Raw genomic sequence first — 12673 nt, forward strand, 5'->3', positions numbered from 1 at the left:
GCATGTCGAGAAGCCCGGAGCCCGAGCGCCACGCTGCGCCGACCACGGCGACGACGGCCCGGCGAACGGTTCTGTCCACCCGGCGGCTGGAATCGTACACTGACGGCGTCTTCGCCATCGCGGCCACGCTGCTTGTGCTGAACGTCTCCGTGGACAGCATCGGCGTCGTGACGTCGAACGCCGAGTTCCTGCGGCAGGTCAACGCCTTGGCACCGAGCATCCTGAACGTGGTCATCAGCTTTCTGCTGCTCAGCCTGCTGTGGCTCATTCACGTGCGTCAGTTCGAGTTCATCCCCCGTGTGGATACCACCATCATCTGGCTCAACAATTTCCGCCTTCTCGGCGTGGTCCTGGTTCCGTTCACGACGAGTCTCAACGACGAACTCAGCCGGTACCTGCTGGGCCGCACGCTGTTACCCCTGAACTTCTTCGTGATCCTGCTCTTCAGCACCTGGCAGTGGTTTCACGCCAGCTCTCCCCGCAGACAGCTCGTGCATGGCGCATCCGCCACCGCCGTTCATAACGCACGGGTGAACAATGTCAGCGCGCTCGCACAGTCGTTCGCCGTCGTACTGCTGGCGACGCTGGTCGGTTCCCCCGCGTTCTTCCTGTTCGCCCTTGATCCGCTCATCGCCCTGGTGTTGCGACGAATCGGGGTCCTGCGGCCGACGCCGGACGAACCGGTGGCCGGGTGACGGGCGGAACCGCACACAGAGACAACACAACCCAGACACAACAACGGGGACCCCATTGGTGGGATCCCCGTTGCGCGCTGCCGAGTGCTTAGGCCTGGAGGGCACCCTGCAGTTCGAGGGTGATGGTGACCTTGTCGCCCAGCAGCATGCCGCCGGTCTCGAGGGCCGCGTTGTAGGTGAGACCGAAGTCTTCACGGTTGACCTGGGTCGTGGCGGTGGCGCCGAACTTGTAGTTGCCGTAGGGGTCGCCGCCGAAGCCACCGAACTCGAAGTCGAAGGTGACGGGCTTGGTGACGCCCTTGATGGTGAGGTTGCCGTCCACGAGGTAGTCGCCGCCGACGACGCGCACTCCGGTCGACACGAAGTCGATGGTCGGGTAGGTCTCGGCGTCGAAGAAGTCGCCGGTGCGCAGGTGGCCGTCGCGGTTGGCCTCGTTGGTGTTGATGGACGCGACGACGGCGGACGCCGTGACGCTGGTCTCGAGGGGGTTCTCGGTGGTGACGAAGGTGGCGTTGAAGGTCTCGAACGTGCCCTTGACCTTGCTGATCATGATGTGACGGATGCTGAAGCCGACGACGCTGTGCGTGGGGTCGATGGTCCAGGTTCCCGCTTTGTAGCCCGGGATGGTCGTGGTGGTGATGTCGCTCATGGTGCTCCTCAAGTCCGTGGGGGCGGTGGATTCGCTGCCCTCAGGTATATGCAAGCGCATAGGACTACAGGATATTCCATCACCGACCAGAAAAGATGTGAACGATTCAGGAACGCGCGGAGAACCCGACTCCTCGGCGGGGAAGTAGGCTCGGCCTGTCAAGAGGAGTCCACGATGCCGACAGCGTCCCCGTCCAGTCCGGCGTCCCTGTCGAGCCCGGCACTGAGCATCCGCGATGTGGCCCCGGAAAGCGTTCTGGTTCTCGGCGGCGGTCGCGCAATCCTCCTACAGCTCGCGAACCCCGCCGTCGGGCACGGCGTCGCCAGGCACAGCGACTTCGCGACCCGACCGCTGAGTCGACTGAGCGGCACGCTCTCCTACGTATACGCCGTCACCTGCGGCTCGCCCATCGACCGGGCCGCGGCCGTGCGCCGGGTGTCCCTGGCCCATCGCCCGGTGCACGGCACCCAGAGCGTCGGCGCCCCGGGGTACAACGCTTTCGATCCGCAGTTGCAGCTCTGGGTTGCCGCGACCCTGTACGAATCCGCGACCCGTGTGCACGAGCTGGTCTACGGACCGCTCACGGATGCCGACGCCGAGTCCGTCTACCGTGACTACGGCGTGCTCGGCACCGCCCTTCAGGTACCGCCCGGGCTGTGGCCCGCGGACCGGGAGGCTTTCGCGGCGTATTGGAGCCGCGCAACGTCCGGCCTTGCGACCGACGAGACGACCCGATCGGTGGCCAGGCAACTGCTGCACCCCACCACCGGACCGGTCTGGTTGCGCCTGGCGATGCCGCTGGGGCGCCTGGTCACCACGGGGCTCCTGCAGCCCGACGAACGAGCCCTCTTCGACCTGCCCTGGTCGCCCGGACGCCAGCGCAGGTACAAGGCCGTGATCGGCGTCATCCGTCTGATCTATCCGCGCCTGCCGACGCGGCTGCGGCAGGCCCCCATGCGGCACTACCTTCGTGCAGGCCGATCCCTCGCGGCGAGGGATCGCGCGACCGGGCAACCTGGCGGCGCCGACGGGCGTTGACTGGGCTGAGCTGAACCGCCTAGAAGAAGTCGTCCGGGGTGCCGGCCGCCCGGGTCACCGCGACGGTGGACACACCGGCGCCATCGAGCTTGGCCATTGCGACCCGAAGCCCGGACTCCATCTGGGAGGCCCACACCTCGGTCTCGCGGGCACCGGCCTCGACGGCCGTGAGCCTGGCGAGGGCCTTCTCCTTGTCGGCACGCTCAGTGGCGACCTGCTGGATGCTCAGGGTGACGGCGTAGTACGCCGCCACCATCGAGGCGATCGGCGTGGCGATGACGGCCAAGGCGATGATGCTCTCGTTGGAGACGTTCACGAAGATCATGATGATGAACGCGATCGTCAGAACGGCGATGCCTACGAGAACCACCAGTGCGGCCCGCTGCGGCGGCCCCGTTCTAAGGTCGGAGAGCAGGGTGCGGCTTCGGGTCTTGGTCCGGTTGGGGACCGGGGACTCTGCGGGGTCGACCGGCCCCTCACCCGTCGGCGCGTCGCCGGCGGGCTGAGTGCCCGGCATCGGCAGGCGTTCTGTGGTGGTCGAGGTGTCGAGGGGGAACGTTCGGTCGAACGGGTCATAGCTCTGATCGGTCATGGTCACTCCGTGGGTGGGGTTCGGTAGCTCGGGTGATGTCTCAAGGCTCTGTCGTTGAGGGGATCGTCGTTGCGGGGGTCGTCGTCTAGGGGGTTGGTTTTTCGGGGTCAGTTTCCGCGGATTCTGTCGTCGAGGGTAGCGCGTCCCCGGGAAGGATGACGCGTTTGTAACTGCGGCCATCCGCCAGCTCGACGGTGCGGCTGACCAGTTTACCTCTGCTCACCTGCAGGTATACCGCTTGAACGCTGACGCCGAGCAATGCGGCAGCCTCGGCCACCGAGTGCCCGGGCAGGTCGGTCGGAACGCTGCTGGGCCGCGCGCTGCGCTTGCGTCCGGCATCCAGGCGGGCCGCGATGTCGGAGTCGGTGCCCTGCCAGCGCCACTTGGCCGCGGTGGGTTTGAGCCCGGCGGCATCCGCGATCTCGGGCCAGCCCGCTCCATCGGACAGGGCGTCGCGTACGCTCGCCAGCGCGGCCGGGTCGGCGTCAAGGTGGTGAAGTACCGCACGAATGGCCCGCATCCGCTCCAGCGGCGGAGCCGCCGCGTTGGCGTCCAGCTCCGTCAGCCGGGCCAGCGCAGCCGCCGTCTCCGCGGATAGGAAATGGCCCATGGGTCCTCCTCGATGGTCAGTGGTACTGGCGAGTGGAGCTGGCGGGTAGTACTGGCGAGTGGAGCTGGTGAATAGATGGACCTAGACGAGCACCGCGACCGAGTGCGGCGGCAGCAACACCCAGCCGGCGTCGAGCCGGGGGCTCGCATCGGCGTTGTTCGCGAAGGCGAGCAGGACGCTCTGCCCGGCAACCGGAACGGACCGAGCGGTCGTGGAGAGGTTGATCACGATCTCGGTCTCGCCGCGGCACAGCAGCAGCCAGCCGTCCGCCTCGTCATAGGCCACCGCGACCCGCGCGAACCGTGGATCGGTCAGGTCGGCGAGCCGGCGACGGAGACCCGCGAGGTCACGATAGAACGCCAGGAGACGACCGGAATCGCCACGCTGCAGTTCGGACCAGTCCAGTTTTGACCGCTCGAAGGTGGCCGGGTCTTGGGGGTCGGGCACCACGGCCGGGTCCCAGCCCATCCGGGCGAACTCGCCGATGCGGCCCTCTGCGGTGGCCAGGCCGAGTTCGGGCTCTGGGTGCGAGGTGAAGAACTGCCACGGTGTGCGCGCCCCCCACTCTTCGCCCATGAACAGCATCGGGGTGAACGGGCCGAGCAGGGTGAGTGCGGCGGCGATGCCCAGCTGGCCGGTGTCGAGCTGGGCGCTGAGCCTGTCGCCGATGGCCCGGTTGCCGATCTGGTCGTGATTCTGCGAGGCGACGACCAGCCGCCAGGCCGGCATCCGTTCGGTGTCGACAGGGCGGCCGTGGTGGCGGCCGCGGAAGGTGGACAGGGTGCCGTCGTGGAAGAACCCGCGGGTGAGCACCTTCGCCAGGGCGCCGAGGGGGGCGAAGTCGGCGTAATAACCGACGGTCTCACCGGTGAGGGCGACGTGCACGGCGTGGTGGAAGTCGTCGCTCCACTGGGCGTCGAGTCCGTACCCGTTGGCTTCACGGGGGGTGATCAGCTTGGGGTCGTTGAGGTCCGATTCGGCGATGAGGGTCAATGGGCGGCCCACGGAGGCGCTGAGCACGGCCACCTCGCCGGCGAGCTGTTCCAGCAGGTGCACCGCGGAGTGGTCCTTGAGGGCGTGCACGGCGTCCAACCGCAGGCCGTCGACGTGATAGTCGCGCAGCCACATCAACGCGCTGTCGATGATGTACCGGCGCACCTCGTCGGAGTCCTGGCCGTCGAGGTTGACCGAGGCGCCCCAGGTGTTGCCCTCGGCGTCGCTGAGGTAGGGCCCGTAGTTGGGCAGGTAGTTGCCGCTGGGGCCCAGGTGGTTGTGCACGACGTCCTGGATCACGCCGATGCCGGCCACGTGGCAGGCGTCGACAAACCGCTGGTACGCCGCCGGGCCGCCGTAGCCCTCGTGCACGGCATACCAGAGCACACCGTCGTAGCCCCAGTTGTGAGTGCCGTTGAAGCCGTTCACCGGCAGCAGCTCGACGAAGTCCACGCCGAGTGACACGAGGTGGTCGAGCCGGCCGGCCGCGGCCTCCAGGGTGCCCTCGGGGGTGAACGTGCCGATGTGCAGCTCGTAGATGGTGGCACCGGCGAGCTGACGACCGGTCCAGGCGTCGTCCTGCCAGGTGTGCGTGGCCGGGTCGAAGCTGCGGGAGAGGTTGTGCACGCCGTGCGGCTGGCGGCGGGATCGCGGGTCGGGGAACGGGCCGGCGCCATCCAGCAGGAAGCCGTAGTCTACGCCGTCAGCGCTGCCGGGCAGGCTGCCGTGCCACCAGCCGGCGTCGCCGCGGGTCATCGGCGCGGTGGCGTCGCCGGCGACCAGCCCGACGGTCTCGGCGGCGGGCGCCCACACGTCGATCGGAACGGCGACGATGTCGGGGTTGTCTGTCGTCACGGGGTGGCCTCCTCGATAGCGGTGGGTGCGGTGATGCTCGCGGGGATCAACAGCGCAACCGGATAGCTCGACAGCAGGTCGGCCAGACGCACCTGGCCGCCGGCGAAGCGGACACCGGTGAGAGCATCCTGCCAGTCGTGCCCGGCGAGCATGATCGTGGTGTCACCCCAGCCGGTGCGGGCGAGCGCGACGGGCAGCCGGGTGGCGACGGTCACGGCGCCGCCGCGGTCGTAGGCCACCACGTGGGCGGCGGCCGGGCCGAATGCCTCGACCGGTGCGTGCCGGACGAACAGTTCCGGCCGATCGCGGCGCAGGCGCAGGGCGTTGGTGGTGACGAGCAGTTTCGTGGCGCCGGTTTCATCGATGGGGGGCAGCCAGCCCGCGCTGACGCGGTCCAGGTAGTCCCGGCGCACGGCGTAGTCCACCGGGCGGCGGTTATCGGGGTCCACGAGCGACATCTCCCAGAGTTCGCTGCCCTGGTAGACGTCGGGTACACCGGGCGCGGTGAGCTGGATGAGCTTGAGGGAGAGCGAGTTGCTCCACCCGGCCTGCTTCACCCTGTCGACGAAGGCGGTAACGGTGCGGGTCAGGGGCCCGTCCTCGGCGAGTTCCCGAACCAGGGCGCGCATCCGGTTTTCAAAGTCGTCGTTGGGCGCGGTCCAGGTGGTGGAGAGGTTCGCTTCCCTGGACGCCTTCTCGGCATAGCCGATGAGACGGTCGGTGGAGGCGGGCCAGGAACCCACGATGGCCTGCCAGAGCAGGTTTTCGAACGGGGCGTCGCCGAGCGGGGCCAGGGCACGCAGCTCGCCGAGCACAGCGGTCCACTCATCCGGGATCTCGGCCAGGACCGAGATGCGGGCCCGCACGTCTTCGCCGCGCTTGGTGTCGTGGGTCGACAGCGTGGTCTGTGAGGCGGGCGCAACGGCCAGCCGGGTCTGCTGGCGGCGGTGGAATTCCTCCACCGGCACCGCGAACTCGCTCGGGTCCGCGCCGACCTCGTTGAGGGAGGTGAGCCGGCTGTAGCGGTAGTAGGCGGTGTCTTCGACACCCTTGGCCATCACCATCCCCGAGGTCTGCTGGAAGCGCACGGCCGCGGGGTGTGCGGGGTCGGTGAGATACGGCAGCAGGGCGGTGATGGTGGTGTCGAGTTCGGGCCGGCGCTGCCGGGCAAGTCGCACGGCGGTGTCGAGTTCGCTGCGGCCGACGGGCAGGTAGGAGCGGTAGACCGGGAACCAGGCGATCAGTTCGGCGAGGGCGTCGGCTGCATCGGGGACCTCGGGGATCAAACGGTCGAGTCGGCGCACCTCACTCTGCAGGATGCCGTCGGCGATGGCGCGCTTGCCGGTGTAGACCAGTTCGGTCCAGGAGACGGCGCCGCCCTGCAGGGTGGCCTCCAGGGTGTCGAGGGCGTCCTGGCCGGCCGGGTCCACCAGGACCCTGTCGAAGTCGGCGAGGGCGTCATAGCCGGTGGTGCCGTGGGCCGACCAGCTGCTGGGCAGCTGTTCGCGGCCCTCCAGGATCTTCTCCACCAGCAGGTAGCCGTCCGGCATGGCGGCGTGCAGCCTGTCGAGGTAGCCGGCCGGGTCGGCGAGGCCGTCCGGGTGGTCGACTCGCAGGCCCTGCACCTGGCCGGTGTGCACCCAGCGCAGGATCTCGCGGTGGGATTCGTCGAAGACCCAGGGCACCTCGACGCGCACACCGGCGAGGGTGTTCACGGCGAAGAAGCGGCGGTAGTTCAGGTCGGTGTCGGCGCGGCGCCAGCTGACCAGTTCGTAGTGCTGCCTGTCGTGCACGACGGCGGCGGGGGCGCCGTCGTCCGCGGTGCCGGGAGCGAGCGGGAACCGGTTGTCGTAGTAGTGCAGTTCGTCGCCCACCACGGTGAGCTGGTCGAGTTCGGTGTCGCCGTCACCGAGTACGGGCAGCAGCAGCCGACCGTTGCCGGCGGGCCAGTCCACGTCGAAGGCCTCGGCATAGCGGGAACCCTGCCCGGCTCGGAGCAGGTCCCACCACCAGGCGTTGCTGTGCGGCGTCTGGACGCCGACGTGGTTGGGGACGATGTCCACCAGGATGCCGCGGCCGGCCGCGGCCACCCGCTCCGACAGTCGGGCGAGCGCCTCGGGGCCGCCGCGGGCCGGGTCGATGCTGCCGTGGTCGATCACGTCGTAGCCGTGGTCGGAGCCCTCCTCGGCCGTGAGCAGCGGCGAAAGGTAGAGCCAGTCCGCGCCGAGCCGGCTGACGTAATCGAGCACACCCGCCGCCGCATCCAGATCGAAGGCCGACGTGATCTGCAGGCGATAGGTGGAGACGGGGATGCTCATGGTGGTTACTCGTGTCCTTCGGTCGAAGAGTACGGGTCCGGCAGCACCGGCAGGGTCAGCGTGGACGTCGGCGGCGACGGGTGGCTTGCCAGCGACGCGGCAACGGAGTGGTCCGGAGCAACCTCGGGCACGTGGTACTCGCGCAGCACGACGAGTGAGCGTCCCATCACGGTGTGGGTGGCACCGGCCGGGCGGGGCTCCGAATCGGCGCCCTCTCCCCCGGTGTCGATCACGATCTCCCAGGCGGGCGAGTACTCGGCGCTCGGCAGGGTGAATTCGACGTCTTCGGCATCCGCGTTGAACAGCAGGATGAAGTTGACGTCGGTGACCTCGCGCCCGCGGGAGTCGCGTTCCCGGATGCCCTGGCCGTTCAGGAACATGCTGACGGTGCGGGACCGACTTTCGTCCCAGTCCTCCGCGCGCATCTCCTGGCCGTCGGTGTTCAGCCAAACGATATCTGCCAGCGGGTCGCCCTCGCCGCGCTTGCCGGGGTGCCCGTCGAAGAACCGGCTGCGACGGAAGGTGGGGTGCTCCTTGCGCAGGCGGACCACAGCGGACGTGAACTCGATCAGGGGCTGGTCGGCCTCGTCCCAGTGGATCCAACTCAGCTCGGAGTCCTGGGCGTAGGTGTTGTTGTTGCCGTGCTGGGTGCGGCCGAGTTCGTCGCCGTGCAGGATCATCGGGACGCCCTGGGAGAGCAGCATCGTGGCGATGAAGTTGCGCTGCTGGCGGCCGCGCAGGGTGCGGACGGTGGCGTCGTCGGTGGGGCCCTCCACTCCGGCGTTCCAGGACCGGTTGTGGCTTTCGCCGTCGTTGTTGTCCTCGCCGTTGGCGTCGTTGTGCTTCTCGTTGTACGACACGAGGTCGTTGAGGGTGAAGCCGTCGTGCGCGGTGACGAAGTTGATCGACGCGACGGGGCGGCGGCCGGAGTGCTCGTAGAGGTCGGCGGAGCCGGAGATGCGGGAGGCGAATTCGCCCAGGGTGGAGGGCTCGCCGCGCCAGAAGTCGCGCACAGTGTCGCGGTACTTGCCGTTCCACTCCGTCCACTGCGGCGGGAAGTTGCCGACCTGGTAGCCGCCGGGGCCGACGTCCCAGGGCTCCGCGATCAGCTTGACCTGGGAGACGATCGGGTCCTGCTGCACGAGCTCGAAGAAGGTGGACAGCTTGTCGACGTCGTAGAGGTCGCGGGCCAGGGCGCTGGCGAGGTCGAACCGGAAACCGTCGACGTGCATCTCGATGGCCCAGTAGCGCAGCGAGTCCATGATCAGCTGCAGCGAGTGCGGGTGGCGCACGTTGAGGGTGTTGCCGGTGCCCGTGTAGTCCATGTAGTACCGGCCGTCGTCGTCCATCAGCCGGTAGTAGGCGGCGTTGTCGATGCCCTTGAACGAGATGGTCGGGCCCAGGTGGTTACCCTCCGCGGTGTGGTTGTAGACCACGTCGAGGATGACCTCGATGCCGGCGGCGTGCAGGTTCTTGACCATGCCCTTGAACTCCTGCACCTGCTGGCCGAGGTCGCCGCTGGAGGAGTAGGCGTTGTGCGGGGCGAAGAAGCCGATGGTGTTGTAGCCCCAGTAGTTGCTCAGGCCCTGGTCCTGCAGGGTGCTGTCGTTGACGAACTGGTGCACGGGCATCAGTTCGATCGCGGTGACGCCGAGCTTCTGCAGGTGCTCGATGACCGACGGATGCGCGACGGCCGCGTAGGTGCCGCGCTGGGATTCCGGCACCTCCTGCTGCAGCTGGGTGAGGCCCTTGACGTGCGCTTCGTAGATGACCGATTCGCTGTACGGGGTGCGCGGGGAGCGGTCGCCGGTCCAGTCGAAGAACGGGTTGACGACGACGCCGAGCATCATGTGCGGGGCGGAGTCCTCGTCGTTGCGGGAGTCCGGTTCGCCGAAGTTGTACGAGAACAGTGCCTGGTCCCAGTCCATGACGCCGCAGGTGGCCTTGGCGTACGGGTCGAGCAGCAGTTTGTTGGGGTTGGCGCGCTTGCCCTCGCTGGGGTTGTATTCGCCGTGCACCCTGTAGCCGTAGCGCTGGCCCGGCTGCACCTCCGGCAGGTAGCAGTGCCACACGAAGGCGCTGGATTCCCGGACTTCGACGGGGGTCTCGGCGCCGTTCTCGTCGAACAGGCAGAGCTCCACCCGCTCGGCGGCCTCACTGAACAGAGCGAAGTTGGTGCCGCTTCCGTCATAGGTTGCGCCAAGCGGGTAGGCAGATCCGGGCCAGGTTTCCACGGTGTACTCCTCGAGGAAGGTCAGAACGAAAGGATGAAGGTGGGTGGTTTGCCCGAGCCGGGCCCACGTGTTCACGCTACCCCGTCCGGGGCACGCCAAATTCCCGTCAGGCCATCATTTCGTGTACCAGAGGGGCTACCTCGGTGCCGTAGAGCTCGATACTGGTCATCAGCTTGTCGTGCGAGAGGGTACCGAGACTGTACTTGAGGTCGAAACGGGACAGCGAGAGCCCGGTGGCCATTTTGGCGATCTTGGTGGCGACGGTTTGCGGGGAGCCGACGAACAGGGCTCCGTCGGGGCCGGCATCCTGCTCGAATCTGGCCTTCGTGGCCGGGCCCCAGCCTCGCTCGCGGCCGATCCGGTCCTGCATGGCGCGGTAGTGCGGCCACATCTCTTCGCGTGCCTGCTCGTCCGTCGCGGCGACGTAGCCGGGTGAGTGCTCGCCGATGGGTTGCGGGTCCTTGCCGAACTGGTCGAGCGCCCGGTGGTACAGGTCGGTGAACTGGGCGAAGGCGAGAGGCTCACCACCGATGATGGCGAGCATCAGCGGCAGACCGTAGTGGGCGGCGCGCACCACGGACTGCGGGCTGCCGCCGACACCGATCCAGGTGCGGATGGAGCCGGATTCGGTCGGCGGGAACACCCGCTGCTCTGTCAGGGAGCCGCGGGTGCTACCCGACCAGGTCACCGGCGCTTCCTTGAGCAGTTCGGCGAACAGCTCGAGCTTCTCTTCGAACAGCTGCTCGTAGTCGCTGAGCTCCAGGCCGAACAGGGGGAAGGATTCGGTGAACGACCCACGGCCGAGGATGACCTCCGCGCGACCGTTGGAGACGGCGTCGAGGGTGGCGAAGCGTTGGAAGACGCGCACGGGGTCGTCGGAGCTGAGCACGGTGACGGCGGAGCCGAGCTTGATGGTGCTGGTCTGACCGGCGATGGCGGCCAGCACGACCTCGGGGGCGGAGACGGCGAAATCCTCGCGGTGGTGTTCGCCGATACCGAAGAAGCTCAGGCCCACCTGGTCGGCGAGCACCGCCTCGGCGACGACGTTGCGCAGCACCTGGGCGTGGCTGAGCAGGCTGCCGTCCGCGGCGTAGGTGACGTCGCCGAACGTGTCGAGACCCAGTTCCAGTGTCGGTGCCATGTGTGGTGCGCCCTTCCGATCAGTTTGCATGCATACGCATACTAGGGCTCAACGGGGCGCACCGGCGTTCTATTCCGCGTCGCTACTGAGTGTCGCCGGTCGCGGTGTCGCCGGGCGACCCAGTGCGGGTGACCGTCGTCGGAATGTTGTGGTTGAGCCTCAGCAGATTCTCGGGGTCGTACTCGCGCTTGAGGGCGGCGAGTCGCTCCAGTTTGGCCGGCCCGTAGACGGCCAGCGCTTGGGCCACCGGGTCGGTGCCGGATTCCGCGCCGAGGAAGTTCACGTACGTGCCGCCGGAGCCCAGCACCGCCATCTCCGCGCCGAACTCGCGGACGAAGGCCACTCGCTCGGCGTCGTCGGCAGGGTCGGTCCAGAATCCGTAGATGTTGAGCCAGAACCGCGCTCCCCGATTCGGGAACGGCGTGTCGTCCTCGGCCACCCTGGCGAAGGCGCCGCCCATGTGGTGGATATCGAAGGCGGTGCCGAGCCAGGTCTGCTCCGCTCCGCGGCGCAGCAGGGTATCGATCACCGCCGGATCCAGACTGTCGAAGGAGGTGTTCTTCCAGTAGCCGCGCACACCCTTGGGGAAGACCCCGTCGACGGCGGACTGCCACGCGGTCCACGGCATCGGCTCGTCGGCCTCGACCGCGGGCGGGGCGGCGCGGCGCATCCGGTCGATGACCTCCCGGGCCCTGTCGGTGTCGGTGCCGGCCCAGGCGAAACCCAGCAGCATCAGCGGCTCAGAGCCGAGCCCCATGGCCGGCGGCGGCACCAGCACGCTGAGGATGGAGGTCAGCTCGTCTGGCAGGTCCCTGGTCCACTCGTCGTAGGCCGCCAGCGTCGCCGCCCACTGCTCCTTCGGGTAGACGAAATTGCCGGTCACCGGCCGCGCCGGCAACGGATGCGCCCGGAAGGTGAACGAGGACACCACGCCGAAGTTGCCGCCGCCGCCGCGCAGCCCCCAGAACAACTCGGGGTTCTCGGTCGCGCTGGCCCGCACTCTCGTCCCGGCCACCGTGACGACATCCGCCGCCACCATGGCGTCTAGGGTCAGCCCGTGTGCCCTGGTCTGCCAGCCGACGCCGCCGCCGAGGGTGAGACCGGCGATGCCGGTGGCGGAGACCACGCCCAGCGGCACGGCGAGCCCATAGGGTTCGGTTGCCCGGTCGATGTCGGCCATGGTCGCCCCGGCCAGTGCCCGCACGGTGCGGGCGTCCGGGTCGACCTCGACGGTGTTGAGGGCGGCGAGATCGAGCACGATCCCCGCGTCGACGGTGCCGTTGCCGGCCACGTTGTGCCCGCCGCCGCGCACGGCGAGGGGCAGCCGGTGCCTGGCAGCCAGGGCCAGGGTCGGCGCGATGTCGCCGGTAGCACGGGCACGCACGATCAGCAGGGGCCGGTGGTCGATCATGCCGTTCCACACCCGCCTCGCGTCGTCGTAGCCGGGGTCGGTGTCGACGATCAGGTCTGCCTCTACGTCGGTGCGCAGGTCCTCAACCAGCCGGCGGGGATCTGTGCCGTTCTCGGGGAAGGTGCTCGATGTCATCG

At 68.4% G+C, this 12673-nt stretch carries 10 protein-coding genes; 2 read left to right on the forward strand and 8 right to left on the reverse strand.

Annotated elements, in window-relative coordinates:
- Positions 1-2 precede the first annotated feature (2 nt).
- The gene (locus E3T22_RS10760; protein ID WP_134480095.1) at positions 3-695 is read left to right on the forward strand and encodes a TMEM175 family protein; all 693 of its coding nucleotides are present in this window, start codon (positions 3-5) and stop codon (positions 693-695) included.
- An 88-nt stretch (positions 696-783) separates the two neighbouring features.
- On the opposite strand, the gene E3T22_RS10765 is transcribed toward E3T22_RS10760, so the two are convergent.
- Positions 784-1344: a YceI family protein gene (locus E3T22_RS10765; protein WP_088456350.1), complete on the reverse strand. Its 561-nt coding sequence runs from the start codon at positions 1342-1344 to the stop codon at positions 784-786.
- 174 nt (positions 1345-1518) lie between these two features.
- Here E3T22_RS10765 and E3T22_RS10770 point away from each other — a divergent pair, with 174 nt between their 5' ends.
- Positions 1519-2382, forward strand: coding sequence for an oxygenase MpaB family protein (locus tag E3T22_RS10770; protein WP_134480097.1), 864 nt, complete (start codon positions 1519-1521; stop codon positions 2380-2382).
- Between the two features lie 19 nt (positions 2383-2401).
- Here E3T22_RS10770 and E3T22_RS10775 read toward each other — a convergent pair whose 3' ends face one another.
- From E3T22_RS10775 to E3T22_RS10805, 7 genes are all read right to left on the reverse strand, one after another.
- Positions 2402-2974, reverse strand: coding sequence for a hypothetical protein (locus E3T22_RS10775; RefSeq protein WP_134480099.1), 573 nt, complete (start codon positions 2972-2974; stop codon positions 2402-2404).
- Between the two features lie 85 nt (positions 2975-3059).
- Positions 3060-3584 (reverse strand): DNA-binding protein, encoded by a 525-nt coding sequence (locus E3T22_RS10780; protein ID WP_134408731.1) that lies wholly within the window; start codon positions 3582-3584, stop codon positions 3060-3062.
- Between the two features lie 81 nt (positions 3585-3665).
- Positions 3666-5432: a malto-oligosyltrehalose trehalohydrolase gene (gene treZ / locus E3T22_RS10785; RefSeq protein WP_241983664.1), complete on the reverse strand. Its 1767-nt coding sequence runs from the start codon at positions 5430-5432 to the stop codon at positions 3666-3668.
- The gene (treY, locus tag E3T22_RS10790; protein WP_134480101.1) at positions 5429-7750 is read right to left on the reverse strand and encodes a malto-oligosyltrehalose synthase; all 2322 of its coding nucleotides are present in this window, start codon (positions 7748-7750) and stop codon (positions 5429-5431) included. The genes treZ and treY overlap by 4 nt, the downstream gene beginning before the upstream one ends.
- A gap of 5 nt (positions 7751-7755) precedes the next feature.
- The gene (gene glgX / locus E3T22_RS10795) at positions 7756-9984 is read right to left on the reverse strand and encodes a glycogen debranching protein GlgX (RefSeq protein ID WP_134408767.1); all 2229 of its coding nucleotides are present in this window, start codon (positions 9982-9984) and stop codon (positions 7756-7758) included.
- Positions 9985-10090: 106 nt separating this feature from the next.
- Positions 10091-11125 carry an LLM class flavin-dependent oxidoreductase gene (locus tag E3T22_RS10800; RefSeq protein ID WP_134408733.1) on the reverse strand — a complete coding sequence of 345 codons (1035 nt, stop codon included), beginning with the start codon at positions 11123-11125 and terminating at the stop codon, positions 10091-10093.
- Between the two features lie 82 nt (positions 11126-11207).
- Positions 11208-12671, reverse strand: coding sequence for an FAD-binding oxidoreductase (locus E3T22_RS10805; RefSeq protein ID WP_134408734.1), 1464 nt, complete (start codon positions 12669-12671; stop codon positions 11208-11210).
- Positions 12672-12673: the final 2 nt, after the last annotated feature.

Origin of the sequence: Cryobacterium sp. TMB3-10, from assembly GCF_004402305.1 — a bacterium.
In the GTDB taxonomy this organism is placed as follows: Bacteria; Actinomycetota; Actinomycetes; order Actinomycetales; family Microbacteriaceae; genus Cryobacterium; species Cryobacterium zongtaii.

Excerpts from the sequence above, each read along its gene's own strand:
- E3T22_RS10780 (WP_134408731.1), bottom strand. The coding sequence starts at position 3,584 with ATGGGCCATTTCCTATCCGCGGAGACGGCGGCTGCGCTGGCCCGGCTG.
- E3T22_RS10770 (WP_134480097.1), top strand. The coding sequence starts at position 1,519 with ATGCCGACAGCGTCCCCGTCCAGTCCGGCGTCCCTGTCGAGCCCGGCA.
- treY (WP_134480101.1), bottom strand. The coding sequence starts at position 7,750 with ATGAGCATCCCCGTCTCCACCTATCGCCTGCAGATCACGTCGGCCTTC.
- E3T22_RS10760 (WP_134480095.1), top strand. The coding sequence starts at position 3 with ATGTCGAGAAGCCCGGAGCCCGAGCGCCACGCTGCGCCGACCACGGCG.
- E3T22_RS10775 (WP_134480099.1), bottom strand. The coding sequence starts at position 2,974 with ATGACCGATCAGAGCTATGACCCGTTCGACCGAACGTTCCCCCTCGAC.
- E3T22_RS10800 (WP_134408733.1), bottom strand. The coding sequence starts at position 11,125 with ATGGCACCGACACTGGAACTGGGTCTCGACACGTTCGGCGACGTCACC.
- E3T22_RS10805 (WP_134408734.1), bottom strand. The coding sequence starts at position 12,671 with ATGACATCGAGCACCTTCCCCGAGAACGGCACAGATCCCCGCCGGCTG.
- E3T22_RS10765 (WP_088456350.1), bottom strand. The coding sequence starts at position 1,344 with ATGAGCGACATCACCACCACGACCATCCCGGGCTACAAAGCGGGAACC.